This window comes from Pseudomonas mohnii, from assembly GCF_900105115.1.
GTDB classification, from domain to species: domain Bacteria; phylum Pseudomonadota; class Gammaproteobacteria; order Pseudomonadales; family Pseudomonadaceae; genus Aquipseudomonas; species Aquipseudomonas mohnii.
Window position 1 is genome coordinate 4,844,273 of record NZ_FNRV01000001.1, and the last position, 25,731, is coordinate 4,870,003.

The 25,731-nt window shown below is 59.3% G+C and carries 21 protein-coding genes; 8 read left to right on the forward strand and 13 right to left on the reverse strand.

Features of this window, described 5'->3' with window-relative positions:
• Nucleotides 1–14: 14 nt before the first annotated feature.
• Nucleotides 15–1,202, reverse strand: a complete 1,188-nt coding sequence (gene nhaA / locus BLV61_RS22485; protein WP_047526460.1) for a Na+/H+ antiporter NhaA — start codon at nt 1,200–1,202, stop codon at nt 15–17.
• Nucleotides 1,203–1,452: 250 nt separating this feature from the next.
• On the opposite strand from nhaA, the gene BLV61_RS22490 reads away from it, so the two are divergent.
• Nucleotides 1,453–2,547 (forward strand): PLP-dependent cysteine synthase family protein, encoded by a 1,095-nt coding sequence (locus BLV61_RS22490; protein WP_047526461.1) that lies wholly within the window; start codon nt 1,453–1,455, stop codon nt 2,545–2,547.
• Nucleotides 2,548–2,602: 55 nt separating this feature from the next.
• Here the strand turns inward: BLV61_RS22490 and BLV61_RS22495 are convergent, their stop codons facing one another.
• From BLV61_RS22495 to BLV61_RS22505, 3 genes are all read right to left on the reverse strand, one after another.
• Complete coding sequence (locus tag BLV61_RS22495) at nt 2,603–4,216, reverse strand: NAD(P)/FAD-dependent oxidoreductase (protein ID WP_047526463.1); 1,614 nt, start codon at nt 4,214–4,216, stop codon at nt 2,603–2,605.
• 95 nt (nt 4,217–4,311) lie between these two features.
• On the reverse strand, nt 4,312–4,977 hold the full coding sequence (locus BLV61_RS22500) for a COG3650 family protein (protein WP_090467507.1): 666 nt from the start codon (nt 4,975–4,977) through the stop codon (nt 4,312–4,314).
• Between the two features lie 59 nt (nt 4,978–5,036).
• Complete coding sequence (locus tag BLV61_RS22505; RefSeq protein WP_047526466.1) at nt 5,037–5,636, reverse strand: short chain dehydrogenase; 600 nt, start codon at nt 5,634–5,636, stop codon at nt 5,037–5,039.
• Nucleotides 5,637–5,741: 105 nt separating this feature from the next.
• On the opposite strand from BLV61_RS22505, the gene BLV61_RS22510 reads away from it, so the two are divergent.
• Nucleotides 5,742–6,650, forward strand: coding sequence for a LysR family transcriptional regulator (locus BLV61_RS22510; RefSeq protein ID WP_047526468.1), 909 nt, complete (start codon nt 5,742–5,744; stop codon nt 6,648–6,650).
• A 187-nt stretch (nt 6,651–6,837) separates the two neighbouring features.
• Here BLV61_RS22510 and BLV61_RS22515 read toward each other — a convergent pair whose 3' ends face one another.
• The 5 genes from BLV61_RS22515 to BLV61_RS22535 form a co-directional block, all read right to left on the reverse strand.
• Nucleotides 6,838–7,539: an ABC transporter ATP-binding protein gene (locus BLV61_RS22515; RefSeq protein WP_047526470.1), complete on the reverse strand. Its 702-nt coding sequence runs from the start codon at nt 7,537–7,539 to the stop codon at nt 6,838–6,840.
• On the reverse strand, nt 7,540–8,307 hold the full coding sequence (livG, locus tag BLV61_RS22520; protein WP_047526471.1) for a high-affinity branched-chain amino acid ABC transporter ATP-binding protein LivG: 768 nt from the start codon (nt 8,305–8,307) through the stop codon (nt 7,540–7,542). It abuts the gene before it with no gap.
• The gene (locus BLV61_RS22525) at nt 8,304–9,560 is read right to left on the reverse strand and encodes a high-affinity branched-chain amino acid ABC transporter permease LivM (RefSeq protein ID WP_090467509.1); all 1,257 of its coding nucleotides are present in this window, start codon (nt 9,558–9,560) and stop codon (nt 8,304–8,306) included. Before BLV61_RS22525 ends, livG begins: the two co-directional genes overlap by 4 nt.
• The gene (livH, locus tag BLV61_RS22530; RefSeq protein WP_047526475.1) at nt 9,557–10,480 is read right to left on the reverse strand and encodes a high-affinity branched-chain amino acid ABC transporter permease LivH; all 924 of its coding nucleotides are present in this window, start codon (nt 10,478–10,480) and stop codon (nt 9,557–9,559) included. Before livH ends, BLV61_RS22525 begins: the two co-directional genes overlap by 4 nt.
• A gap of 232 nt (nt 10,481–10,712) precedes the next feature.
• Nucleotides 10,713–11,840: a branched-chain amino acid ABC transporter substrate-binding protein gene (locus tag BLV61_RS22535; RefSeq protein ID WP_047526476.1), complete on the reverse strand. Its 1,128-nt coding sequence runs from the start codon at nt 11,838–11,840 to the stop codon at nt 10,713–10,715.
• Between the two features lie 352 nt (nt 11,841–12,192).
• Between BLV61_RS22535 and BLV61_RS22540 the strand changes: the two genes are divergently transcribed.
• Entirely contained in the window at nt 12,193–12,498 is a 306-nt protein-coding gene (locus BLV61_RS22540) for a DUF2288 domain-containing protein (protein ID WP_090467511.1), read from the forward strand.
• 286 nt (nt 12,499–12,784) lie between these two features.
• Here BLV61_RS22540 and BLV61_RS22545 read toward each other — a convergent pair whose 3' ends face one another.
• Entirely contained in the window at nt 12,785–14,989 is a 2,205-nt protein-coding gene (locus BLV61_RS22545) for a hypothetical protein (protein WP_047526481.1), read from the reverse strand.
• Between the two features lie 197 nt (nt 14,990–15,186).
• Between BLV61_RS22545 and BLV61_RS22550 the strand changes: the two genes are divergently transcribed.
• Complete coding sequence (locus tag BLV61_RS22550; RefSeq protein WP_167361799.1) at nt 15,187–16,083, forward strand: NAD(P)-dependent oxidoreductase; 897 nt, start codon at nt 15,187–15,189, stop codon at nt 16,081–16,083.
• On the opposite strand, the gene BLV61_RS22555 is transcribed toward BLV61_RS22550, so the two are convergent.
• Nucleotides 16,040–18,190: a putative bifunctional diguanylate cyclase/phosphodiesterase gene (locus BLV61_RS22555; protein WP_279627446.1), complete on the reverse strand. Its 2,151-nt coding sequence runs from the start codon at nt 18,188–18,190 to the stop codon at nt 16,040–16,042. The two genes, BLV61_RS22550 and BLV61_RS22555, sit on opposite strands and share 44 nt — an antisense overlap.
• 358 nt (nt 18,191–18,548) lie before the next feature.
• On the opposite strand from BLV61_RS22555, the gene BLV61_RS22560 reads away from it, so the two are divergent.
• The gene (locus tag BLV61_RS22560; protein ID WP_090467513.1) at nt 18,549–19,898 is read left to right on the forward strand and encodes a spinster family MFS transporter; all 1,350 of its coding nucleotides are present in this window, start codon (nt 18,549–18,551) and stop codon (nt 19,896–19,898) included.
• A gap of 173 nt (nt 19,899–20,071) precedes the next feature.
• Here BLV61_RS22560 and rapA read toward each other — a convergent pair whose 3' ends face one another.
• Complete coding sequence (rapA, locus tag BLV61_RS22565; protein ID WP_090467515.1) at nt 20,072–22,918, reverse strand: RNA polymerase-associated protein RapA; 2,847 nt, start codon at nt 22,916–22,918, stop codon at nt 20,072–20,074.
• Between the two features lie 230 nt (nt 22,919–23,148).
• Here rapA and BLV61_RS22570 point away from each other — a divergent pair, with 230 nt between their 5' ends.
• The 3 genes from BLV61_RS22570 (at nt 23,149) to ccoM (ending at nt 24,022) form a co-directional block, all read left to right on the forward strand.
• Nucleotides 23,149–23,490, forward strand: coding sequence for an aspartate-semialdehyde dehydrogenase (locus tag BLV61_RS22570; protein WP_090467518.1), 342 nt, complete (start codon nt 23,149–23,151; stop codon nt 23,488–23,490).
• A 100-nt stretch (nt 23,491–23,590) separates the two neighbouring features.
• Nucleotides 23,591–23,752, forward strand: a complete 162-nt coding sequence (locus tag BLV61_RS31340) for a hypothetical protein (RefSeq protein WP_007998358.1) — start codon at nt 23,591–23,593, stop codon at nt 23,750–23,752.
• 153 nt (nt 23,753–23,905) lie between these two features.
• On the forward strand, nt 23,906–24,022 hold the full coding sequence (ccoM, locus tag BLV61_RS31885) for a cytochrome c oxidase subunit CcoM (protein ID WP_008056860.1): 117 nt from the start codon (nt 23,906–23,908) through the stop codon (nt 24,020–24,022).
• A 187-nt stretch (nt 24,023–24,209) separates the two neighbouring features.
• Here the strand turns inward: ccoM and BLV61_RS22580 are convergent, their stop codons facing one another.
• On the reverse strand, nt 24,210–25,685 hold the full coding sequence (locus tag BLV61_RS22580; RefSeq protein ID WP_047526489.1) for an inorganic phosphate transporter: 1,476 nt from the start codon (nt 25,683–25,685) through the stop codon (nt 24,210–24,212).
• Nucleotides 25,686–25,731: the final 46 nt, after the last annotated feature.

The window sequence follows — 25,731 nt, forward strand, 5'->3', positions numbered from 1 at the left end:
GTGGCCTCTGATGTTCAGGAAGGCAACGTAGCGTGCTTGCGACTCGCCATGGCCGTCACCGCATAACCGATCAACGCCGCCAATATCGAACCGGTCAAAATCCCCATTCGATCCATGCCCGCATAGTCGCTGGCGCCCGGTTCGAAGGCCAGGGAGCCGACGAACAGGCTCATGGTGAAACCGATGCCACAGAGAATTGCCACACCCAGCACCTGACCCCAATTGGCGCCCTGGGGCAGGGCGGCGATGCCTGTTTTCACTGCCAGCCAGGTCAAGCCGAACACACCGAGGGTTTTGCCGAGCAGCAGGCCGACCGCAATGCCCATCGGCACGTCGTGGGTGAAGCTGTCGACGGTGACGCCGCTCAGGGACAGGCCGGCGTTGGCAAAGGCGAACAGCGGCAGGATGCCGTACGCTACCCACGGATGCAGCGCGTGCTCCAGGGTCAGCAGCGGCGAGGGTTCGGCATTTTTCGTGCGCAGTGGGATGCAGAACGCCAGAGTCACGCCGGCCAGCGTGGCGTGCACGCCGCTCTTGAGCACACAGACCCAAAGGATCAGGCCGATGATCATGTACGGCCCGAGCTTGACCACGCCGAGTCGGTTCATCGCGATCAACGCCGCAATACAGGCGGCGGCCAGTGCCAGGGACAGGGTCGACAGCGCACCGGAGTAGAAAATGGCAATGATGATGATCGCGCCGAGGTCGTCGATGATCGCCAGGGTCATGAGGAACAGTTTCAACGAGACCGGGACGCGTTTGCCCAACAGTGCCAGTACGCCCAGCGCGAAGGCGATATCGGTGGCAGTCGGGATCGCCCAGCCGTTCAAGGCCGGTGGATTGTCACGGTTGAGGAACCAGTAGATCAGCGCCGGCACGACCATGCCGCCAATGGCGGCCGCACCGGGCAGGACGATCTGTGAGGGTTTGGACAATTGCCCGTCGAGTACTTCGCGCTTCACTTCCAGACCGATCAGCAGGAAGAACAGCGCCATCAGGCCGTCATTGATCCAAAGCAGCAGCGGCTTGGCGATTTTCAAGGCACCGACCTGGGCAACCACGGGGGTGTCCAGCAGGCCGTTGTACAGCCACGACAGCGGGGAGTTGTTGATGACTAAAGCGAGGACAGCCGCAGCGATCAGTAACAGACCGCTGGCAGCTTCCAACTGAAAGAAACGCGTGAAAGTGCTACGCAGAGGCAAGGTCGCTCTCCATCGGTGAATTCAAAAGGTGGGACACCCTAACCCGTACGGTTAGTTGTTAAAACAAAAGTTATATTCTTTTTTGTTATATGTCGTTACAACACGATTGTCCCGCAAGAACTTGAGCCTAGCAGTTGCCGGGCGTATTGAAGCTCAGCTGTACCTGTGCGTGATGTAGGATTTTTCCTAAGCTTGATGGCTGAGGCTTGTGACATGGCCGACTCCTGCCCGATTCCACGAGAAAACCACCATGAGCGACAACCGACAGTGGGCCCGCGAAGCCATCCGGATCATTGAAGCCGACTTCCAGCGCAGCGCCGACACCCACCTGATCCCTTTGCCGCTGCCGGGGTTTCCGGGCATCGAGTTGTACTTCAAGGACGAATCCAGTCATCCCACTGGCAGCCTCAAACACCGCTTGGCTCGTTCTCTGTTCCTCTATGCGTTGTGTAATGGCTGGCTCAAGCCCGGCGCGCCGGTGATCGAGGCGTCCAGCGGCTCGACGGCGATTTCCGAGGCATACTTCGCCCGCATGCTGGGTTTGCCGTTCATTGCGGTGATGCCGGCGACCACCTCCAGGGAAAAAATCGCACAGATCGCGTTCTACGGTGGCCAGAGCCATCTGGTGGATGATCCGACGCAGATCTATGCCGAGTCCGAACGCCTGGCCCGTGAGCACGATGGGCACTTCATCGATCAGTTCACTTACGCCGAGCGCGCCACCGACTGGCGGGCGAACAACAACATCGCCGAGTCGATTTTCCAGCAGATGCGTTTCGAGCAGCACCCGGAGCCGAGCTGGCTGATTTCCAGCCCCGGCACCGGTGGCACCACGGCGACCTTGGGGCGTTACGTGCGTTATCGCCAGCATTGCACCCGCGTGCTGTGTGCCGATGCCGAGCGCTCGGTGTTTTTCGATTACTACCAGAGCGGCGATGCCAGCCTGAGTCTTGACCATGGCTCGCGGATAGAAGGAATTGGCCGGCCACGGGTGGAGGCGTCGTTCCTGCCCAAGGTGATCGATGCGATGGTCAAGGTTCCGGATGCGCTGTCGCTGGCCGCCATGCATTACCTGGCCGAGCGTTTGGGGCGTCATGTGGGCGGATCGAGCGGGACCAACCTGATTGGCGCCTTGATGGCAGCGCAGCAGATGACGGTGGCGGGGGAGGCGGGGTCAATCGTGGCGATATTGTGTGATGGCGGAGAACGCTACGCCACGACTTACTACAATCAAGCCTGGCTCAAGGCCCAGGGGTATGAGCTGACCGGTTTGATCGCGGCGGTTGCGGCGACGGTCGAGCGGGGTGAGCCGTTGCCGGCCAGCATTCTGCGCGCCAATATCTGAGGTCTTTCAAATATCCCAAGCACCCTGTGGGAGCGAGCTCCCACAGGGTGTTGTTCTAGGCTTGCAGGCCGAGAATATCCCGCGCCACGGCTTCGGCGATGCGAATGCCATCGACACCCGCCGACAGAATCCCCCCCGCATACCCTGCACCTTCACCGGCCGGGAACAAGCCCTTCACGTTCAGGCTCTGCATCGACTCGTTACGGGTAATGCGTAGCGGCGACGAAGTACGGGTTTCGATCCCGGTCAACACCGCGTCATGCAGCGAGTAACCACGGATCTGCTTCTCGAACGCCGGCAAGGCTTCGCGAATCGCTTCGATGGCGAATTCCGGCAGGGCCAGGGCCAGGTCGCCCAAGGCAACGCCCGGCTTGTAGGACGGCTCGACAGTGCCCAGCGCGGTGGACGGCTTGCCGGCAATGAAGTCGCCGACCAGTTGCGCCGGGGCCTCGTAGTTGCTGCCGCCCAGCACAAAAGCGTGGGACTCCAGGCGCTCCTGCAACTCGATACCCGCCAGCGGGCCGCCCGGATAATCGACTTCCGGGGTGATGCCGACGACGATCCCGGAGTTGGCGTTGCGCTCGTTGCGCGAGTATTGGCTCATGCCATTGGTGACGACGCGATTCGGCTCGGATGTCGCCGCCACTACCGTTCCGCCTGGGCACATGCAGAAACTGTAGACCGAGCGGCCGTTCTTGGCGTGGTGCACCAGTTTGTAATCGGCGGCGCCGAGTTTCGGGTGGCCGGCGTACTTGCCAAGGCGTGCGCGATCGATCAGCGATTGCGGGTGCTCGATACGGAAGCCCACCGAGAACGGTTTGGCTTCCATGAACACGCCGCGGCCGTGCAGCATGCGGAAGGTGTCGCGGGCACTGTGGCCGAGGGCCAGAATCACGTGCCTGGAGTGGATTTGCTCGCCACCATTGAGTTCGACGCCAACCAGTTGGCCGTCGTCGATCAGCACGTCGGTGACCCGTTGCTGGAAGCGTACTTCGCCACCCAGGGCGCGAATCTGCTCACGCATGTTTTCCACAACGCCTGTCAGACGGAACGTACCGATGTGCGGTTTGCTGACGTAGAGGATTTCTTCCGGTGCACCGGCCTTGACGAATTCGTGCAGGACCTTGCGACCGAGGAATTTCGGGTCCTTGATCTGGCTGTAGAGCTTGCCGTCGGAGAACGTTCCCGCACCGCCTTCACCGAACTGCACGTTGGATTCGGGGTTGAGCACGTTTTTACGCCACAGGCCCCAAGTGTCCTTGGTGCGCTGGCGCACTTCGGTACCGCGTTCGAGGATGATCGGCTTGAAACCCATCTGTGCCAGCAGCAGCCCGGCAAAAATCCCGCAGGGGCCGAAGCCGACGACGATCGGGCGTGCGCTCAGATCAGCCGGCGCCTGGCCGACCATTTTGTAACTGACATCCGGTGCCACGTTGACGTTACGGTCATCGGCGAACTTGTGCAGAACCGAGGCCTCATCGCGCAACGTGAGGTCGATGGTGTAGATGAAGCACAGCTCGGAAGATTTTTTGCGCGCATCGTAGCTGCGCTTGAACAAGGTGAAGTCGAGCAGGTCATCGCTGGCGATGCCCAAGCGCTGCACAATGGCAGGGCGCAGGTCTTCATCGGGATGGTCGATCGGCAACTTGAGTTCGGTGATTCGTAACATGACGGGATCCGGTTCGCGGGGCGCACAACTGCGCCAGGGCGTTTGAAGCGGGCGATTATAAGCCTCAAACGCCCGGTCCCGTGAGGCAAAAACGATCAGTCGTTGCGCGATCCGCCGAAATACCCGCAACCACGCTGAACCTGCCCGTCGATGCGCAACTCGGCACTCATGGGCTGAATACTGCCGGTGCTGGCGTCGACGCAGCGTTGTGGCGCGACCCACAGTTCGATGTGCTGATTGTTGGCTTCGGTGCTGAGGTTGAAGCGGCCATCGCCCAGTTGTTCTTCTACGTAGGGGACGGCGAGGGGAGGCTGGCCTGCACGGCCGATGACCATGCCCTTGCCGCTGACGTTGACGTTCCACTCCGGAGAATGGCCGGCCGCGCGCAGGATCAGCCGTTTGAAGTTGGGGTCGTCACAGGCGTTGCCCGAACGCTCGACGCGGTACAGCGTTTCCAGGTCGAACTGACCGTCGCCGCTGCCGGGAACGATTCGCCCGCGCACGTCGGCGAACAGCTTGCCCTGGGCGTCGGCCAGGCTGGCAGCCTGTTGCAGGACGCTGGTGCCGCCCGTGTCGTTGACTACATAACGACGCTGTTCGCCGCAAGGCTGGAACAACAGCTTGCCATCGGCTGCGCTCAACTGGCCCTGCAGGCGGGTCTGGCCGACATGGGAGGCGCTTTCACGCGAGCCATCGAGTAACTGGCACGCGGCGAACAGCGGAAGCAAGGCAACGAGGACGAGGGAACGGGCAACACGCATCTTGGGGTCTCCTGACAAGTGCCGCCACGTTACTCAGCCTGACCGTTCATCACAAGGCTTTAGCCCACGTGAATGGTCTGGCCTGTCTGCAGGCCTTCCACGCTCTTCGCGTAGGCCAGTGCGACATCCGCCGCGGGAACCGGTTTGAAGCCACGGAAGTACGGCGCGTATTTGCCCATGGCTTCGACGAGCACGTTCGGGCTGATCGAATTCACTCGCAGGCCGCGTGGCAGTTCGATGGCAGCGGCGCGGACGAAACTGTCCAGTGCACCGTTGACCAGCGCTGCCGACGCGCCGCTACGTATCGGGTCGTGGCTGAGCACGCCAGTGGTGAAGGTGAACGAGGCGCCGTCATTGGCGTACTCGCGACCGATCAACAGCAGATTGACCTGACCCATCAGTTTGTCTTTGAGGCCGAGGGCGAAACTCTCTTCCGTCATATCGGCCAGCGGTGCGAAGGTCACGTTACCGGCGGCGCAGATCAGCGCGTCGAATTTTCCGGTCTGCTCGAACAGTTTGCGAATCGACGCGCTGTCGCTGATGTCCACCTGAAAATCACCGCTCTTGCGGCCGATACGAACGATCTCATGGCGTTGAGACAGTTCCTTGTCGACCGCTGAACCGATGGTGCCGCCTGCGCCGATCAAAAGAATTTTCATGGTGCTAATCCTCGATTGGGTTGAATGAGACCTCAGTTTAGAGTGGTTTTTTACGTTGATAAGCGCGCTAATAGGCAACCTTTGGTTTTCAAATGGAAACAATCCATGAGTGAAATGGATGATCTCGCGGCGTTCGCGGTACTGGTCGAGGCGGGGAGCTTTACCTTGGCGGCGCAACAATTGGGTTGCAGCAAGGGGCAATTGTCCAAGCGTATCAGTCAGCTGGAAGCGCAGTTTTCCGTGGTCTTGCTGCAGCGCACCACACGGCGCTTGAGCCTGACGGCTGCGGGCGCTGCCTTGCTGCCGCAGGCGCAGGCGCTGGTGGTGCAGGTCGAGCGGGCGCGTCAGGCATTGGCGCGACTGAAGGACGACATGGCCGGGCCGGTGCGCATGACGGTTCCGGTTTCCCTCGGGGAAACCTTCTTCGATGGCCTGTTGCTGGAGTTCTCCAGCCAGTACCCAGAAGTGCAGATCGAGTTGGACCTGAGCAACAACTATCGCGATTTATCTCGTGATGGCTATGACCTCGCGGTTCGCTCGGAGGTGGCTAACGATCAGCGTCTGGTGGCACGCCCGCTGTTGGCGTGGCACGAGATGACCTGCGCCAGCCCTGCGTATCTCGAACAATATGGCGAGCCGCTGACGCCTCAGGCATTGGCCGATCATCGTTGCCTGCTCAACAGCCACTACAGCGGTCGCGAAGAATGGCTGTATCACCAGCAACACGAATTGTTGCGGGTACGTGTGTCCGGGCCGTTTGCCAGCAACCATTACAACTTGTTGAAGAAGGCCGCCCTGGCCGGGGCGGGTATCGCGCGTTTGCCGTCCTACTTGCTGCCGGCGGAGTTGGCTGACGGACGTTTGCGCTGGCTCCTGCGCGATTACCAGACCCGGAGCATGCCGATGTACCTGGTGCATCCGTATCAGGGTGGGCTGCCCAAGCGTACGCAAGTGTTGTCGGATTATCTGATTGGCTGGTTCAAACGCAGTGGGGAGGCGTTGGATCGACTGTAGGCGCGAGCTTGTTTCGGGCGGTGTTCCGACGATGGTCGTCAACCATGACGAGGAATGTTTCGATGAGCGCTGCGCTCTCAGGTTCTTCGCGAGCAAGCTCGCTCCTACAGTGGATTTTCATGGTTCTAGAGGTTGGCAGGCATAAAAAAACGGCCCGCAAAGGCCGTTTTCTGATTACCGCAATCGCTTAGCCGCCGAGGTACGCTTCGCGCACTTTCGGGTCGGTCAGCAAGGCTTCACCGGTGCCTTGCATCACGACCCGGCCGTTTTCCAGCACGTAGGCACGGTCAGCGATTTTCAGCGCCTGGTTGGCGTTTTGCTCGACCAGGAACACCGTCACACCGTCCTTGCGCAACTGTTCGATGATGTCGAAGATCTGCTGGATGATGATCGGTGCCAGGCCCAACGATGGCTCGTCGAGCAGCAGCAGCTTGGGTTTGCTCATCAGCGCACGGCCGATGGCAAGCATTTGCTGTTCGCCGCCGGACATGGTGCCGCCGCGTTGGCTAAAGCGCTCTTTCAGGCGTGGGAAAAGTCCGAGGACCTTGTCCATTTGTTCCTGATAATCGCCCTTCGCGGTAAAGAAACCACCCATGGAGAGGTTTTCTTCCACGGTCAGGCGCGAGAACACCCGGCGACCTTCCGGCACCACGGCGATGCTCTTGCGCATGATCTGCGCCGAGGTTTGCCCCACGAGCTCTTCACCCAGGTAACGGATGCTGCCGCTGTGGGCTTGCGGCGAGCCGCAGAGGGTCATCAGCAGGGTGGATTTGCCCGCGCCGTTGGCGCCGATCAGCGTGACGATTTCGCCCTGACGGATTTCCACGTTGACGCTGTGCAGGGCCTGGATCTTGCCATAGAAGGTGGAAACGTTTTCGAACTGCAGCATTTACGCTTCCCCCAGGTAGGCTTTGATCACTTCAGGATTGTCGCGGATCTGTTCCGGCGTGCCGTCGGCCAGAGGCGTGCCCTGGTTGATCACGACGATGTGGTCGGAAATGCTCATGACCAGTTTCATGTCATGTTCGATCAGCAGCACGGTGACGTTGTGCTCTTCACGCAGCACGCTGATCAGCGCCTTGAGGTCTTCGGTTTCCTTCGGGTTCAGGCCGGCTGCGGGCTCGTCGAGCATGAGGATCCGCGGGCGGGTCATCATGCAGCGAGCGATTTCCAGGCGACGTTGCTGACCGTAGGCCAGGGTGCCGGCCGGACGGTTGGCGAACTCCTTGAGATGAACTTTTTCCAGCCAGTATTCGGCGAAATCCATGGCCTCGCGTTCGCTTTTGCGGAACGACGGGGTCTTGAACAGGCCGGACAGGAAGTTGGTGTTCAGGTGACGATGCTGGGCGATCAAGAGGTTCTCGACCGCAGTCATGTCCTTGAACAACCGCACGTTCTGGAAGGTACGCACCACGCCTTTGAGGGCGATCTTGTGGCCCGGCAGGCCCTCGATCGGCTCGCCGTCCAGCAGGATGCTGCCGCCGCTTGGCTTGTAGAAGCCGGTCAGGCAGTTGAACACGGTGGTCTTGCCGGCGCCGTTGGGGCCGATCAGGGCGACCACTTGTTTCTCTTTCACGCTCAAGGCTACGCCGTTGACCGCCAGCAAGCCGCCGAAGCGCATGCTCAGGTTTTCTACTTTCAGGATCTCGCGGCTCATTTGCGCAGCTCCATGTGAGGACGTTGCATGGGCAGCAGACCCTGAGGGCGCCAGATCATCATCAGTACCATCAAGGCACCGAACATCAACATGCGGTACTCACTGAACTCACGCATCATTTCCGGCAACAGGATCATGACCACCGCCGCGAGGATCACGCCCAGCTGCGAGCCCATGCCACCCAGCACGACGATGGCGAGAATGATCGCCGACTCGATGAAGGTGAAGGATTCCGGCGTTACCAGGCCCTGACGGGCAGCGAAGAAGCTGCCGGCAAAACCGGCGAAGCTGGCGCCCAGGGTAAAGGCTGAAAGCTTGATCACGGTCGGGTTGAGGCCCAGTGCTCGGCAGGCGATTTCGTCTTCACGCAAGGCTTCCCACGCGCGGCCCAGCGGCATGCGCAGCAAGCGGTTGATGACGAACAGCGCACCCAAAGCCAGGAGCAACGCAACCAGGTAAAGGAAGATCACCTTGTTGATCGAGTTGTATTCCAGGCCGAAGTACTCGTGGAAGGTCTGCATCCCTTCGGCGGCTTTACGTTCGAAGGTCAGGCCGAAGAACGTCGGTTTCTCGATGTTGCTGATGCCGTTCGGACCGCCAGTGAGGCCGGTCAGGTTACGCAGGAACAGACGGATGATTTCACCAAAGCCCAGGGTCACGATCGCCAGGTAGTCACCGCGCAGACGCAGTACCGGGAAACCGAGCAGGAAGCCGAAGGTGGCAGCCATCAGGCCGGCGATTGGCAGGCAGATCCAGAAGCTCAGGCCGTAGTAGTGCGACAGCAGCGCATAGCTGTAGGCACCGACGGCGTAGAAGCCGACGTAACCGAGGTCGAGCAGGCCGGCCAGGCCGACCACGATGTTCAGGCCGAGGCCGAGCATCACGTAGATCAGCACCAGGGTCGCGATGTCCACCGCGCCGCGAGAGCCGAAGAACGGCCAGACCAGCGCACCGGCGATCAGCGCAATGATGATCCAGCGCTGGGTGGTCGGCAGGGTCAGGAAATTGCTTGCCTTGGCCGGAATCAGCGGCACGCCGGGCGAGGAACGCCAGGCCGAGCTGATCTCCCGGTCGAAGATCACGCGCAGGAACATCAGCACCGAGCACACGGCGATGGTGATCAGCGTGGCGTTGCTGGTGCCATGGACTTCGAGGTTGATGCCAACGATGGTCAGCTTCAGACCGAGTACCGGGTAGGCCACGGCCCACACCAGCAAGGCGCTGAACAACGCCTGTTTAAGATTCCTAGTCATACTTTCTCAACCTCCGGACGGCCCAGCAGGCCGGTTGGCCGGAACAACAACACCAGAACCAATAGGCCGAACGCCACGACGTCCTTGTACTGGTCGCCGAAGATATCGGCACCGAAGGCTTCCGCCACGCCCAGGACCAGCCCGCCGAGCATGGCGCCCGGAATGCTGCCGATACCGCCCAATACCGCAGCGGTGAAGGCCTTGAGGCCGACCAGGAAACCGGCGTTCGGGTTGATCACGCCGTATTGCATGCTCAGCAGCACGGCCGCGACGGCCGCCAGTGCGGCACCGATGACGAAGGTCAGGGCGATGATGTTGTTGGTGTTGATACCCAGCAGGTTGGCCATCTTGATGTCTTCGGCGCAGGCACGGCAGGCGCGACCCAGGCGAGAGCGGGAGATGAACAGCGTCAGGCCGAGCATGGCGACCAGGGTCACCACGAACACCACGATTTGCATGTAGGAAATCAGCACTTCATGTGCGCCACCTGGCCCGATGGAGAAGTTGCCCGGAATCAGGTTGGGAATGGATTTGTCCTTGGAGTCTTGCGCCAACAGAACCGTGTTCTGCAGGAAGATCGACATGCCGATGGCGGAAATCAGCGGGATCAGACGGTTGCTGCCGCGAAGTGGGCGGTAAGCGATCCGTTCGATGCTGTAACCGTAGGCACTGGTCACGACAATGGTCGCGAGGAAAGCGGCGGTCATCAACAGTGGAACACTGTCGAGTCCCAGCATGGTCAGTCCGGCGATGGCGATGAACGCCACGTAGGAACCGATCATGTACACCTCGCCGTGGGCGAAGTTGATCATTCCAATGATGCCGTAAACCATCGTATAGCCGATGGCGATCAGGGCATACGTGCTGCCAATGGTCAGACCATTAACCAGCTGTTGGAAGAAGTGATAGATGTCAGGCATTACAGCGCTCCTAAAAACCTGATACGCATTTCACTGGTGGAGTCATTTTCCCGCTCGAGCCCCATGGATCTGCATCCACTTCGAATTCGAGGTTTGCCAGCGAACCGCTGATGACGGTTTTGAGATTTTCAGGTGGGGAGACTAGCGGATCACGCCAGCACGGCCCAATACGTTCGTAAAACAAAGCCCACGGCACGCCGTGGGCTTTGTTGGCAGTCAGTCAGGCAAGGCCTTACTGAGGCGAAACTTCAGTTTTAGGTTTACCGAAGTGCCACTCGTAAACCACGAACTTGAAGTCTTTCAGGTCGCCCTTGGCGTCGAAGCTCAGGTCGCCAGTTGGAGTCTTGAAAGAGCCTGCGTGGATGGCAGCAGCCACTTTGGCAGTGTCTTCGCTCTTGGCGGCAGCGATACCACCGGCAATGACTTCAACAGCCGAGTAGGCCGGGAACACGAACGGACCGCTTGGATCTTCTTTCTTGGCCTTGAACGCATCAGCCAGGGCAACGTTGGCCGGGTCCTGGTCGAAGGATTTAGGCAGGGTCACCAGCAGGCCTTCGGAAGCGTCCTTGGCGATCTGCGAAATGGAGTCGTTACCCACGCCTTCCGGACCCATGAACTTGGCCTTCAGGCCTTTTTCCTGGGATTGACGCAGGATCAGACCCAGCTCCGGGTGGTAGCCGCCGTAGTAGACGAAGTCGACGTTGGCTTGCTTGAGCTTGGAGATCATCGAAGAGAAGTCTTTGTCGCCCGCGTTGATGCCTTCGAATACGGCAACCTTGACGCCTTTCTTCTCGAGGGTCTGTTTCACGGCGGTGGCGATGCCTTCACCGTATTGCTGTTTGTCGTGCAGCACAGCAACGATTTTCGGTTTTACGTGATCGGCAATGTAGTTACCGGCGGCAGGGCCCTGGGCGCTGTCCAGACCGATGGTGCGGAACACCATTTTGTAACCACGGGCGGTGATGTCCGGGCTGGTGGCAGCCGGGGTGATCATGATCACGCCTTCGTCTTCGTAGATGTCCGAAGCCGGTTGAGTGGAGCTGGAGCACAGGTGGCCAACCACGAACTTCACGCCGTCGTTGACGACTTTGTTCGCGACCGCGACCGCTTGTTTTGGATCACAGGCGTCATCGTATTCAACGGCTTCGAGTTTCTTGCCGTCGACGCCGCCCTTGGCGTTGATTTGCTCGATGGCCATTTTGGCGCCACTGAACTGCATGTCGCCGTATTGGGCTACAGGGCCGGTTTTAGGGCCGGCGATGCCGATCTTGATGGTGTCAGCTGCGAACGAATGGCTGGCAACCCCGGCCAGAACCATAGCGGCAAACAGTTTGGAAATCTGCTTAGTAGCCTTAGTCATAGTGCTCCACTCTTACTGTTGTATTTTTTATAGTCCTGGCGCCTTGGGCGGCAGAACCGGGTCAGATATCCACGACATCCCCCGGAAAATGCCCCTCGGCAACTGTACCGGTACAGTGTAGAGCGCCGATTGTCAGCCTGGGAAGCTGGCGGCGGGGGGCAAAACTTTGGGGTGTCGCTTTTTTGAAAGAAAAAGACAGAATTGCGGCGGGACTTTGGAGTGCTTATAGCCAGATTCCGTTCATTCCTTGGCGTTCCTGCTCTTTTCATTCGGTGACTCAATGTGCAACTGGGTTTTTCTATCAGGATCACCGACGTTATCATTGCGTCGATTTCTTATCCGGACAGGACCCATGACTCAAGAACCTAGCACCCTCTATGCCAAGCTGCTTGGTGAAACTGCATCTATTACCTGGAAGGAGTTGGAGCCGTTCTTTGCCAAGGGTGCCCTATTGTGGGTCGACCCCGGTCTGGATTTGATCGCCGCCGCCGAAGCCGTGGCCACCGATGAGGGGGAGAAAGTGGCTGCCTGGCTGGCTGCCGATCAGCTCGCCAAGCTGTCTGAAACGCGGGCGCTGGATCTGTTTGAACGTGATCCCGAGTTGTGGGCGGTGGTCGTTTCGCCGTGGATAATGATCCAGGAAAGGGCAAAGCCATAAATGCCTGCACTTGTTTGGTGCGTGGCGGTGTCGGTTAAAAGTGTGTAGGCGAGTAGCGTGATGGCACGTTGCCGTAGAGAAAGGCCACAGCCTCACGGTGACGTAAACGTAACGGGAACAGTTAAGTGAGCAGCCGAATGGCTGCTCAATTGTTTCTGGATGTTGAGATTTGTGTGGCGTGCAATGCCGTCATCGCGAGCAGGCTCGCTCCCACAGGTTTCCGTTGGCTCGGATACTGTGGCAGCGAGCCTGCTCGCGATTGGCCACGACGCGGTTTGCGCCGGTCTTAGTAAGTGGTTTTACCCGTGTGGTTATTCAGCGAAATGACCTTGGTCTTGCCGATGCGGTGGCGGTAGATCTCGCGCAGGTATTTGATGGCTTTTTTCACGCAATCCCGGGACAGGCGAATGTCGTTGATCGAGACGAACTTGTCCTTGTCGTTGATCAGTTCACGATACTTTTTCTCATACATCGGCTTGATCGCGTACCAGTTGGTATCAAGGATCTTGGCCGGGTTCTCGAACTCGTTGAGCAGGTCGTCGATCAAGCCTTCGTCGAAGTGATCATGGATGATGAAGTCCAGTATCGAGTTGTCGAGGGTCTCATCGAAGCGGTACGGGTTTTTTGCAAAGCAACGCTTGATGAATGCAACGATCAGCGTCAGGAAGTCGTCCGACAGGCATGGGCTCTTGGCGATCAGCGTGGTCAGGGACAGGTTGGCCGAGGCGCCGATCACCAGTGCATAGCGCTTGAGCGTGGTGTTGGGGAACAGGCTGTTGAGGTGGGTCTTCAACCGGTTCAGGTCCATGTAGGACAGCTTGTAGTCCTTCGGCAGGGAAACGATCGACACCACCGACGAGCAATTCTTGAAGAAGTGCAGGTCGTGCAGCGCGGCCGCGTCATACCCCGAGTTCTTGTACTGCTCCAGCGATGCCCGATAGCGCTTGGACTCAATGGGCAACAGGCTGATGCCTTCGATGGCCTGTGTGACCTTGTTGAAGTGTGGCAGGTCGATGGAGCGGAAGAACAGGTCGTCGATGTTCAGGCGCTGCGGCTCTTTCTCGAACACCTTGAATTTGTCGCTGGTCGGCGGCGGGGATTCCGGCACCACGGATTCGGCGTAGGCGATGGCCACCGGGCCGGCCAGGCTCATGAACAGGTCGTTGGCATCGAGGCGAATGGTCTCGCCGATGTCGATGCCGGCACGACGGAAATAGTTCTGGTCGTAGTCGGTCGTTACCGCTTGTGCCGTCAGAATGTTGAAAATCTGTTGTGAGATGTATTGGTTGGCGTGCTTTTCCATGGCATTGACATCAATGTTCTGGATATTGCCGTCATCGCTCTCTTCGGCGTAACGCATGATGTCGTTGGAGATCAGCATCATGGCATTCCATGGGCGGATACGGCCCATGACGCTGGCTTCGCTGCTGTCCTCGTTGGCGAAGTTGTAGGAGAAGTCCCACTCTTCCGACAGGTATTTGCACAACAGGCGACCGGCGTTGATATGCAAGGCTTCAGACATTTCGCTGCGATGATCGGAAATGTTCGGCAACACGCAGATGCCGCTGGTGAAAATCGGTTCGAAGACGAAGGAATGACCACTCTTGCCGTCGTGCTCGTCCATCGGCTTGGTGTCGAACGTCTTGTTCATGTACGAGTGCTGCTGGGCCAGGCCGAACTCCGAAGCCATGCCCGAACCGGTACCGCCGCCGGCACTGAAAATCGAGAAATACAGGCGCGACTGGTTGGCCTTGATGCCACAGCTGTCGATCAGGTACGAGTGAATCATTTTCCAGTCCGGGCTGGAGAAACGCTGGGTGTCCTTGTTGAGGATGATCTTGGCCAGGTACTGACCGAGGATCGGCGCGTTACCAGCGCCACCGGCGTGGACTTCCGACAAGTCCATGATTTTCATTTTGCTGTAGTCGCGCAGAAACCCGCTTTTTTCGCCCTTGCGCGAGAAACGGATACGGCCGGCGATGTCTTTGTCCAGGTCGCCGAGCATGACCAGTGGTTCTACCAGGAACACCGGTTTGGTGGCCTTGTTCGGCCCCAGGCGCAGGTTGTTGCGAATCCATTGGGCCGGGCTGTAGCCCTTTTCGGCAAAGCGCTTGTCCGGCGACAGGCGATCTTCGTTGTTGAATTCGTTGAGATAGAACTTGCGGGCGTTGTACACCAGCTCCGCGACATCCAGCGCGATGTTCGAGCCGCAACGACCCAGGCCGATCAGGCATACCGACGGGAATTCCTGATCGTTGTGCTGTTCGTTATCGCCTTCCAGATGCGACGGGCGCGGGAACACCATGTCGCGCAGGCCATCGAGGTTGTCGAGGATACGGTCAGTATTGGTTTCGGTGAAATACAGGTATTGCTGGGTCGCCAGCGGGCGGGACGGGAGCAATGGCTTCGACGGCATTGGGGCGGGGCTGTTCGCCGCAGGGCTCAACGTCAGGTCGGATACCACAGGGGCCGGATTGTTTTTAGAAGTCATTGTTCGCCATGTACCTGGGCTGGTGGTCGGGCGACTCGCTGTCGTCGAACCGTCACGGAATGAGAACTCGCGTCTTTTATCAGCGCGTATTTGTCCCAAGCTTCAGAGCCATGGCCTGAATGTCGCTCGGGGGAATCCTTTCCTAAGTCATGATGAATCGGCCAATATTCAACGTTCTTTAATCAAAAGGAGGCCAAATGATGTCAACGCTACCTTCGTTGGGATTTGCCGGGGTCGGCCTGATGGGCCTGCCTATGTGCAAGCGCCTGCTTGCGGCGGGTTTTCCGCTGACGGTGTGGAACCGCAATCCGGCCAAGTGCGCGCCGCTGGTCCAGGCTGGGGCGCGCCAGGTCGCCACGCCTGCCGAGCTATGCCAACACGCTGATGTGGTGATGTTGTGCCTGGCCGATACCCCGGTCGTCCGTGAGGTGGTTTTCGGTGCGGCGGGGATTGTCGAAGGGGCGAAAAGCGGTCAGTTGCTGGTGGATTTTTCCAGCCTGGAACCGACTGCAACGCGGGAAATGGCCTCGGAGCTTGTCAGTAAAACCGGTATGGGTTGGCTGGATGCGCCGGTCTCCGGCGGCGTGGTCGGAGCCGAGTCCGGAAGCCTCGCGATCATGGTGGGCGGCGAGGCGGCGGCGCTTGATCGGGTCAAACCTGTCTTGTTGAGCCTTGGCCAGCGCGTGACGCACATGGGGGCCGTCGGGGCGGGGCAGGTGACCAAGGCCTGCAATCAAATGATCGTGGCCTGCAACGCGCTGGTTATTGCTGAAGTGGTGGCGCTGGCGGAGCGCTCCGGTGTTGATGCGAGCCTGATCGCCGAGGCGCTGGCCGGTGGTTTTGCCGACTCAAAACCTTTGCAGATTCTCGGCCCGCAAATGGCCGACAGCCGTTTCGAACCGGTCAAATGGCACGTGCGAACCCTGCTCAAGGATCTGGATACCGCGGTGAAGTTTTCCCGTGAGCAAGGCTCGGCAACGCCGATCAGCGGTCTGGCCGCGCAATTGATGCGATTGCATGGGAGCCAGGGCTTCCTGGAAAATGACCCGTCTACATTAGTGCAGTTGTACCGTGAACCAGACTCAACGGCGTAACGGTGTATGCGTGCTTGCGCTGGTTGATCTCGTCCAGCACCGGGCGTAAATCATTGAGGGGCACCGGGCGGCTTAGCAGGTACCCCTGAACAAAGTCACAGCCGTGGCGTTCGAGAAACTGGTATTGCTCGAACGTTTCGACGCCCTCGGTGACCACGTCCAGATGCAGTGTGTGGGCCATGACGATAATGGCCTGGACGATCTCCATGTCCTGGGCGGATTTGGGGATGTCGATAATGAATGATCGATCGATCTTCAGCGTGTTGAGTGGCAAGCGTTTGAGGTAGGCCAGGGACGAGTAACCGGTGCCGAAGTCATCGATCGACAGCGACACGCCGAGGGCGCGAATCTGCTGCAGCAATACCAGCGTTTCGGTGATGTTGCCCATCAATGCATTTTCAGTCACCTCCAGTTCCAGCCGCCTTGGCGCCACTGCGGCGCTGCGCAAGGCCTGTTCGATTTCCCCGGCCAGTTCCTCGCGAACCAGGCTCAGGGGCGAGCAATTCACGGCAATCTTCAGTTCATCGCAGCCCTGTCGTGACAATTCGCCGAGGTCCTGGCACGCCTTGCGCAGCACCCATTTGTCCAGTTCGGTGATCAGGCCATTGGACTCGGCGAGGGCAATGAAACGATCCGGTGCGAGGAAACCGTGGACGGGATGCTGCCAGCGAATCAACGCTTCCAGTTTGCTGGCTTGGCCGGTTTTCAGGTCGTAGATTGGCTGGTAATAGAGCATCAGGCCGGTGTCTTCGCGCAGGGCATGGCGCAGTTCTTCTTCCAGTTGCAGTTCCAGCGTGGCCCGGGCCTTGAGATTGGCGCTGAAAAAATTCAAGCCGTTGCGGCCGCTGCCCTTGGACTGATACAGCGCCAAATCGGCATTTTTCAGCAGTTCTTCGCAAGTTTTTCCATCCTCCGGAAACAGGCTGATACCGATGCTGGTCGTCATGACCATGCGCCGCCCGGCCAGCTCGATGGGGTCCTTCATTTTCAGCATGATGCGTTGTGCCATTTGTCGGGCTTCGTCCCGATCGTGCAGATCGATGAGGATGCAGAATTCATCGCCACCGAATCTCGCCACGACATCTTCGTGGCTGCGCACCGAGGCCTTGATGTGGCTGGCCAGTACCTTGAGCAGTTCGTCGCCCGCATCATGGCCCAGGCTGTCGTTGATCCGCTTGAAATGGTCAATGTCGAGGAACAGGACGGCAAGCATGCCACCTTCATGGGTTTTCTCGATGAGCTTCTCGGCGAAGATCTGATTGAAACCGCGTCGGTTGATCAGGCTGGTCAAGGCGTCGTAGTGCGCGACCTGTTGCAGGGAAACGCGTGCCTGGTCGAGTTGGCTGAGCAGCGAGTTCACCCGTTGCAGGTCATGATCCTTTTTTTGCAGTTTCTTGTCCGCCAGGGCCGCGCTGATGCAGCTGCCAATGATGAGCAGCGTCATGACTGCGACAGTCACCCCCAATTGCAGGTGGTTGTGTTCCCCTGGTTGCGGCAGGACGGTGCCGCCGGGTAGCAACAGATTGAAAGCCGCCATACCCGTAAAGTGCATGCTGATGATGCCGGCCCCTATAACCAGGCTCGCGCTGTATTTGAACAACTGATGAAACATCCCGGTGCCGTTGCGCAAATGGCTGGCCAGTAACAGCGCCGCCAGGCTGGCGCCTATCGCGATCAGGATGGAGAGCCCAAACAACACCGGCTGGTAATAGACCTTCGCTTGCGACTGCATGGCGCCCATGCCCACGTAATGCATGGTCGCGATGCCCATGCCGATCCAGACCGAGGCTTTCAGGCATTGCCAAAAGCTCAGGGAGGGGCGACTGAGGGTGTACATCACCAGCCAGGAGGTGAGCAGGGCGATCAACAGGGACAACAAGGTGACGGGCAGTTGGAAATGAACATCGACCGGCACCTGGAACGCCAGCATGCCGATAAAGTGCATGGCCCATATTCCGCCGGCCAGGCAGCCGGCACCGACCCAGCGCCACAGTCGTTGGGAGGAGAGGTTTTCCGCGTGGGCAACCCGTTCGGCCATGTCCAGTGTGGCAAAACTGCCGGCACAGGCGACCAGATAAGCCAGTAACACCAGAAAGGGGTCATGCATGCAGTTAAGTATGACCTGCCCGTTCACTGGTAGCTCGGTAATGAAATGCAGACCAAGCCAGTCCATAGCATGCCCCGTCGTTAATCACCCTGGCCTGCGCAATCGACGCTGGCGAATGCACTGAAGTATAGAGGGCATGCACGAAGCGCAAGCCATGGTGGCTAAATGAGCCCAACCTTTTTGGAATGGACTTTAGAGCGTTTGGAAATAAATTGTTGCATGGGCTGCGCCCGCCACCATGGGTGGGTATCAGCCTTGCGAATAATGACAGACAGCATTCGCGGGCCTGACTAGATTGCAAGTTCCGGGCTCGGATGCGCTGGCAGTGAAGCCCCATAACAATAAAAGAGACGGATCCATGCAGAACTCGACCCAAGCGGCGAATGCCTGGCGCATTCTGTTCCTGCTGTTCCTGGCCAATCTGTTCAATTTTTTTGACCGCACGATCCCGGCCATCATCATTGAGCCGATCCGCATGGAATGGCACCTCAGCGACTTTCAGCTGGGGATCATCGGCACCGCCTTCACCCTGGTCTACGCGATAGCCGGCCTGCCACTGGGGCGGATGGCCGATACCGGTTCGCGCAGCAAGTTGATGGGCTGGGGGCTGGCCGTGTGGAGCGGGTTGACGGCGGTCAACGGCATGGTAGGCAGTTTCTGGAGTTTCCTGGTCGTGCGCATGGGTATCGGCATCGGTGAGGCCAGTTACGCGCCCGCCGCCAACTCGTTGATCGGCGATTTGTTTCCCGCTCACCGACGGGCGCGGGCCATGGGTATTTTCATGCTCGGCCTGCCTTTGGGCCTGTTACTGGCGTTCTTTACCATCGGGGCGATGGTCAAGGCGTTCGACAGCTGGCGGGCACCTTTCTTCATCGCTGCCGTACCGGGACTGATCCTGGCGGTGTTCATGTTTTTCATCAAGGAGCCGAACCGGGGGGCTGCCGAGAGCGTACAAGTCTCGCAAGAGCGCGTCGACCGACCTATCCGCCGGGTTTTGGCGGTGCCGACTTTTCTGTGGCTGGTGATGGCCGGGCTGTGTTTCAACTTCGCAACTTATGCCTGCAACTCGTTTCTGGTACCGATGCTTCAGCGTTACTTTCTGATGCCTTTGCAGGAGGCCGCCGTGGCGACCGGAGTGATTGTCGGTGTGACCGGCCTGGTTGGCCTGACGCTGGGTGGCTGGGTCGCGGACAAGATCCATCAACGGGTCGCCAACGGACGTCTGCTGTTTGCCGCGATCAGCCTGATCATATCGACCCTGTGCACGGCCTGGGCGCTGCATTCGGGACGGATCGAGATTGGCGTGTTCGTGGCGGTGTTCAGTCTGGGCTGGTTGTTCGCCTATAACTTTTATACCTGCGTGTACACGGCGATTCAGGACGTGGTCGAGCCGCGTCTGCGGGCGACGGCCATGGCGCTGTTCTTTGCCGGCTTGTACCTGTTGGGCGGTGGACTGGGGCCGGTGGTGGTGGGCGCGTTGTCCGATCACTTCGCCCATACAGCGATGCTTGCCGCCGGTGCCGAACAGATGACCGAAGCGTTCAAGGCTGTCGGCCTGCATGATGCGATGTACCTGATCCCGGTAGCGCTGTTTTTCACCATGGTGTTTTTGTTCCTGGCTGCGCGGTGTTTTGTGCGCGATGCCAAGCGGATGAAGGAGGGGTTGATTGCTGTGGTGGAGCCAGATGGGGTTGCAGCGACTGCATAATCGCTTTCGTGAGCAAGCTTCTGTGTTCGAGTCGAACACAGAACCTTTAAACAGCCCAAGCCTGTGGGCGCTTGCTCGCGAAGAGCCCATCAGCAGCAGCCGATTCATTACAGGAAATAAAAAAGGCCCGCATCGCTGCGGGCCTTTTCATTTATAGCGGTGGAGCAGGGGGCTTAACCTGCCACCAACACCCGAATCGCTTCCAGTCGCAGCGCAGCCTTTTCGAGCATGGCCAGGCCTTGCTCGCGTTGTTTGCGCAGGGCAACCAGTTCGCTGTCGCGTACGGTCGGATTGACCGCTTGCAAGGCGGTCAGGCGTGCCAGTTCTTCATCGGTATCGGCCGCCAGACGACGTTGCGCCTCGGCTACACGTTCGGCGTGACGCGGGGTGATCTTTTCTTCGCCAGCGTTGATCCGTGGGGTCAGCTGATCGCGCTGGGCCTGGATGAACTTGTTGGCGCTGGCGCGCGGTACGCTTTCCAGTTGATCGTTCAGCGTTTCGAACGACACCCGGGCCGACAGGTCGTTGCCGTTCGGGTCGAGCAGGCAACGCAGGGCGGCCGGCGGCAGGTAACGGCCCAGTTGCAGTGAGCGCGGGGCAACCACTTCACTGACATACAGCAGTTCCAGCAACACGGTGCCAGGCTTGAGTGCCTTGTTCTTGATCAGCGCCACGGCGGTATTGCCCATGGAGCCGGACAAAACCAGATCCATGCCGCCCTGCACCATCGGGTGCTCCCAGGTGATGAACTGCATGTCTTCGCGGGACAGCGCCTGGTTGCGGTCGTAGGTGATGGTCACGCCTTCGTCGTCGCCCAGCGGGAAGCTGGCGTCGAGCATTTTCTCGCTCGGCTTGAGGATCAGTGCGTTTTCCGAATGGTCTTCGCTGTCGATGCCGAATGCGTCGAACAGGGTTTCCATATAGATCGGCAGGGCGAACTGATCGTCTTGCTCAAGGATGGCTTCGACCAAGGCATCGCCTTCGCCGGCGCCGCCGGAATTGAGTTCCAGCAGGCGGTCGCGGCCAGTATGCAGTTCGGCTTCCAGACGTTCGCGTTCGGTGCGGGCTTCGTCGATCAGCGCTTGCCACTCGCCATCATCGGCCTCTTCCAGCAAAGGCAGCAGGCGCGGGCCGAACTGATGTTGCAGGGCGTTGCCGGTCGGGCAGGTGTTGAGGAACGCGTTCAGCGCTTCGTGGTACCACTGAAACAGGCGCTCTTGCGGGCTGGTTTCCAGGTACGGCACGTGAAGCTCAATGACGTGTTTCTGACCGATCCGGTCCAGTCGGCCGATACGTTGTTCCAGCAGGTCCGGGTGGGACGGCAGATCGAACAGCACCAGGTGATGGGAGAACTGGAAGTTGCGACCCTCACTGCCGATTTCCGAGCAGATCAGCACTTGCGCACCAAACTCTTCGTCGGCGAAGTAAGCGGCGGCGCGGTCACGCTCGAGGATGTTCATGCCCTCATGGAACACCGTGGCCGGGATGCCGGAGCGCACGCGCAGCGCGTCCTCCAGGTCCATGGCGGTTTCGGCGTGAGCACAGATCACCAGTACCTTGGTGCGTTTGAGCATCTTGAGGGTGTCGATCAACCATTCGACGCGGGGATCGAATTTCCACCAGCGATCTTCTTCGTTGGCGTCTGGCTGCGCCTGGAAGCTGACTTCCGGGTAGAGCTCGGCGTGATCGCCCAATGGCAACTCGAGGTACTCGTCCGGGCACGACAGCGGGTACGGGTGCAGTTTGCGTTCCGGGAAACCCTGTACGGCGGCGCGGGTGTTGCGGAATAGCACGCGGCCAGTGCCGTGGCGGTCGAGCAGTTCGCGCACGAGGCGGGCGCTGGCTTCGGTATCGCCATCGTTGACGGCTGTCAGCAGGGCTTCGCCTTCGTTGCCGAGGAACCCGTGGATGGTCTTGTGCGCTTCAGGCGACAGACGCCCCTGGTCCAGCAATTCCTGAACGGCCTCGGCCACCGGGCGATAGTTTTCGCTCTCGGCGCGGAAGGCGTGCAGGTCATGGAAACGGTTCGGATCGAGCAGGCGCAGACGGGCGAAGTGGCTGTCCTGGCCCAGTTGTTCCGGGGTCGCGGTCAGCAGCAGTACGCCAGGGATGGTTTCGGCCAGTTGCTCGACCAGCGAATATTCAGGGCTGACCTGATCTTCGTGCCACACCAGGTGGTGCGCTTCGTCGACCACTAACAAATCCCAACCCGCTGCGAACAGTGCGTCCTGGGCTTTTTCATCCTCAACCAGCCATTCGAGTGCCACCAGTGCGAGCTGAGTGTCTTCGAACGGGTTGCTGGCATCGCTTTCGATGAAGCGTTCTTCGTCGAACAGCGCGACCTGCAGGTTGAAGCGACGACGCATTTCCACCAGCCACTGGTGCTGAAGGTTCTCCGGCACCAGGATCAGCACGCGATTGGCGCGACCCGACAGCAGTTGGCGATGGATCACCAGACCGGCTTCGATGGTCTTGCCCAGGCCCACTTCGTCGGCCAGCAGAACCCGTGGAGCGATACGGTCGGCGACTTCGCGGGCGATGTGCAACTGGTGTGCAATCGGTTGCGCACGCACGCCACCCAGGCCCCACAGCGCGGACTGCAACTGGCGGCTGGTGTGTTCCAGGGTGTGGTATCGCAGGGAAAACCAGGGCAGCGGGTCGATCTGCCCGGCGAACAGTCGGTCGCTGGCCAGACGGAACTGGATGAAGTTCGACAGCTGGGTTTCCGGCAGGGTGACCACTTCGTTCTGCGCGTTGAGGCCGTGGTAAACCAGCAGGCCATCGACATCGTCGACTTCGCGAACGGTCAGTTTCCAGCCTTCGAAGTGAGTGATGGTGTCACCCGGCGAGAACCGCACGCGGGTGAGGGGCGCATTCCGTAGCGCGTACTGGCGGGTGTCGCCAGTGGCCGGGTAGAGCACGGTCAACAAGCGGCCGTCCTGTGCCAGAACGGTGCCCAAACCCAGCTCGGCTTCGCTGTCACTGATCCAGCGTTGCCCCGGTTGATACTGCTGCGCCATGCTGCCTGACTCCCACCTTGAAAAAGCGGGCTATCTTAACGGAATGAGGGCTTGAGGGCCAAAAGAATAGGAGCGGCGGCAAGCTTTAAGCTCCAGGCCGCCAGTTGAACCGGATGCATTTTTTGCGGGTGGTACGGCATTCACAAGTGCCAACTGAGTCACAGTTTGCGACCGATGGCTCAAGTCGCCACCCCCGCAGCCGACAGCCTGCTGACAGGAGACCACTAAATATGCTGCCACCGATGCTCCCCTTGAGTGCTGTGCCGATCACTTCACAGCATGACCCGGTCCGTCCACGCCCTGACATTGCACCTGTGGTTCCTGCGCAGGAGAGCTCCAGCGACAGCACCATCGACCTGAAAAATCGCGACTCCGACGAAGCCACTTTGCTGTTGCGCGAGGAACAGCGGCGGCGGCAGGAGCGCGAACGACGCCGTCGTGAAGCCGATGATGACCCCGAGGCGCACCTGGCGATCCCGGGCGATGAATTGAACGCCGATAACACCGTGCCCGTGGCGCCGCTGATGGTGGATCAGCCACGTCAAGGTTTGTGGGTCGATATCGAGATTTGAGTTCGCGACTGGTCAGCGAGGTCATCAGACCGCATTATTGGCAAAACCCTGCCAATCGATACGGCAGCGCAATCTCAATTCAAGCGATGCACTTAACCCCATGAGCCAAGACGACAAGCTGATCGACCTCAACGCCGAACGCGCCAAGCGCATCCATGACCTCAACGACAAGCGCTTGAATGAAGTGCGCCAAGCGTTCGAGCAGGCCATGCCTTTGGGTAAAGCGAAGAAAAAGCCAAAAAACAAACCTAAAAAGCGCTAAACCCGCTGCATTAATTGATGCAGGTCAGTTTCCCCCTCCTTTACTCCCGGTCCAGCGCCCGTTATCGGGCGACATTGATCCCGATCAATATTCTCTCCTGCCTGTTTGGATAACTTAATCCCATCGCAACAAGGCAACTGCAGGAGACGCGTCATGTTTTTCGACAACGTGGTGATCGCCGGAGTGCTGACCGTCAGCCTCATGTTGGTGTTCTTTGCAGGATTCGGATTTTTTATCTGGAAGGACTCGCACAAGCGGAAAAAACCGTAAGTCTTTCTCGATGTAATGAGCACGCAAGGCATTTTGGGCAACTTCGGTTGCCCTTTTTTTTGTCTGCGAAAAACTGATCGACAATGCAGGGCTCGCTCCCACGGGAGGAGTGCTGTTTCTGCAGAATTGCATGTCAATAAAAAAGGCGCGGTCCTTGCGGAGCGCGCCTTGTTCGTTCGGCTGCGTATCAGCTGCCGAGTGCCTTCGAGGCCAGCCAGAACAGCCCGGCCGACAGGCCCACCGTGGCTGGCAGGGTCAGAACCCAGGCCAGCAGGATGTTTCTGACGGTGCCGCCCTGGAGGCCGCTTTTGTTGGCGACCATGGTGCCGGCCACACCTGAAGACAGGACGTGAGTCGTGGACACCGGCAGGCTGAAGATGTTGGCCAGGCCGATCAGGCTCGCGGTGGTGATCTGTGCCGACATGCCCTGGGAGTAGGTCATGCCCTGCTTGCCGATCTTCTCGCCGATGGTCAGTACCACGCGTTTCCAGCCGATCATGGTACCCATGCCGAGGGCCAGTGCGACCGCCAGAATCACCCAGAACGGGGCGTATTCGGTCGTGGTGGTCAGGTCTTTGCGCAGCTTGTCCAGGTCAGCTTTTTCACGTGCCGCCAGGCCTGGCAACTTGCTGACTTTCTTCGCCGTGTCGTCCAGGCAGAGCAGGTAGCGACGTACTTCGATCCGCTGTTCCGATGTCAGCGAGTGATAGTCGGCTACACCCTTGAGGGTGCCGAGCAGGGCGGCGATGGTCGGTTCGGTCTGTTGCGGGTTGCAACGGAATTTCTCCGGCAGATCACCTTCCACACTTTTGCCCAGGGCCAGGAATTCACCCAGGGTTTCGTTATTGCGCTGGTAAAACTGGCTCAAGTGCAGGGTCGCGTCACGGGTCCGCTCGATCTGGTATGTGGTGCTGGTCAGGTCGAGTACGAACTGCGCCGGTACGATACCGATCAATACCAACATGATCAGACCAATACCTTTCTGGCCATCGTTGGAACCGTGCACGAAGCTCACGGCCATCGCCGAAATCACCAGTACCAGGCGGTTCCAGAACGGCGGATGTTTCTTGTCGTCGATCTTGCGGCGCTGTTCCGGTGTCTTGTGCATCTTCGACAGTGGGCGCCACCACTTGAGGCCGATCAGTATCAGCGCGGCGATCAGGAAACCCGCCATCGGCGAGAACACCAGCGATGCTGCGATATCGATCGCTTTCTGCCAATTCACCCCGTCAGCCAGGGGGATATCGTTGATCAGTGCGTTGGCCAGGCCCACGCCGAGGATCGAGCCGATCAATGTGTGAGAGCTGGAAGCGGGGATGCCGAAGTACCAGGTGCCCAGGTTCCAGGTGATGGCGGCGGCGAGCAACGAGAACACCATTGCCAGGCCGTGGCCGGTGTTCACATTGATCAGCAGTTCCACCGGAAGCAGGTGAACGATGGCATACGCCACGCCAACGCCGCCCAGCAGTACGCCGAGGAAATTGAACACACCGGAAAAGAACACTGCCAAGTGCGGCGGCATCGCTTTGGTGTAGATAACAGTGGCGACCGCGTTAGCGGTGTCATGAAATCCATTGATGAACTCGAAGGCGAGGACAAAAGCCAGGGCGAGCAAGAGGCTCACAAGCACCCAAGCATCCAGTCCGCTGAATAAATCGATCATGAAGGTTTTCTGACCCGGTCATAAGGGGGCGCGATTATGCCAGAAA

Excerpts from the sequence above, each read along its gene's own strand:
- BLV61_RS22550 (WP_167361799.1), top strand. The coding sequence starts at position 15,187 with ATGATGTCAACGCTACCTTCGTTGGGATTTGCCGGGGTCGGCCTGATG.
- BLV61_RS22545 (WP_047526481.1), bottom strand. The coding sequence starts at position 14,989 with ATGACTTCTAAAAACAATCCGGCCCCTGTGGTATCCGACCTGACGTTG.
- BLV61_RS22555 (WP_279627446.1), bottom strand. The coding sequence starts at position 18,190 with ATGCATGACCCCTTTCTGGTGTTACTGGCTTATCTGGTCGCCTGTGCC.
- BLV61_RS22560 (WP_090467513.1), top strand. The coding sequence starts at position 18,549 with ATGCAGAACTCGACCCAAGCGGCGAATGCCTGGCGCATTCTGTTCCTG.
- BLV61_RS22510 (WP_047526468.1), top strand. The coding sequence starts at position 5,742 with ATGAGTGAAATGGATGATCTCGCGGCGTTCGCGGTACTGGTCGAGGCG.
- rapA (WP_090467515.1), bottom strand. The coding sequence starts at position 22,918 with ATGGCGCAGCAGTATCAACCGGGGCAACGCTGGATCAGTGACAGCGAA.
- BLV61_RS22540 (WP_090467511.1), top strand. The coding sequence starts at position 12,193 with ATGACTCAAGAACCTAGCACCCTCTATGCCAAGCTGCTTGGTGAAACT.
- livH (WP_047526475.1), bottom strand. The coding sequence starts at position 10,480 with ATGCCTGACATCTATCACTTCTTCCAACAGCTGGTTAATGGTCTGACC.
- BLV61_RS22505 (WP_047526466.1), bottom strand. The coding sequence starts at position 5,636 with ATGAAAATTCTTTTGATCGGCGCAGGCGGCACCATCGGTTCAGCGGTC.
- BLV61_RS22490 (WP_047526461.1), top strand. The coding sequence starts at position 1,453 with ATGAGCGACAACCGACAGTGGGCCCGCGAAGCCATCCGGATCATTGAA.
- BLV61_RS22570 (WP_090467518.1), top strand. The coding sequence starts at position 23,149 with ATGCTGCCACCGATGCTCCCCTTGAGTGCTGTGCCGATCACTTCACAG.
- BLV61_RS22525 (WP_090467509.1), bottom strand. The coding sequence starts at position 9,560 with ATGACTAGGAATCTTAAACAGGCGTTGTTCAGCGCCTTGCTGGTGTGG.
- BLV61_RS22580 (WP_047526489.1), bottom strand. The coding sequence starts at position 25,685 with ATGATCGATTTATTCAGCGGACTGGATGCTTGGGTGCTTGTGAGCCTC.
- BLV61_RS22495 (WP_047526463.1), bottom strand. The coding sequence starts at position 4,216 with ATGTTACGAATCACCGAACTCAAGTTGCCGATCGACCATCCCGATGAA.
- livG (WP_047526471.1), bottom strand. The coding sequence starts at position 8,307 with ATGAGCCGCGAGATCCTGAAAGTAGAAAACCTGAGCATGCGCTTCGGC.
- ccoM (WP_008056860.1), top strand. The coding sequence starts at position 23,906 with ATGTTTTTCGACAACGTGGTGATCGCCGGAGTGCTGACCGTCAGCCTC.
- BLV61_RS22500 (WP_090467507.1), bottom strand. The coding sequence starts at position 4,977 with ATGCGTGTTGCCCGTTCCCTCGTCCTCGTTGCCTTGCTTCCGCTGTTC.
- BLV61_RS22515 (WP_047526470.1), bottom strand. The coding sequence starts at position 7,539 with ATGCTGCAGTTCGAAAACGTTTCCACCTTCTATGGCAAGATCCAGGCC.
- BLV61_RS22535 (WP_047526476.1), bottom strand. The coding sequence starts at position 11,840 with ATGACTAAGGCTACTAAGCAGATTTCCAAACTGTTTGCCGCTATGGTT.
- BLV61_RS31340 (WP_007998358.1), top strand. The coding sequence starts at position 23,591 with ATGAGCCAAGACGACAAGCTGATCGACCTCAACGCCGAACGCGCCAAG.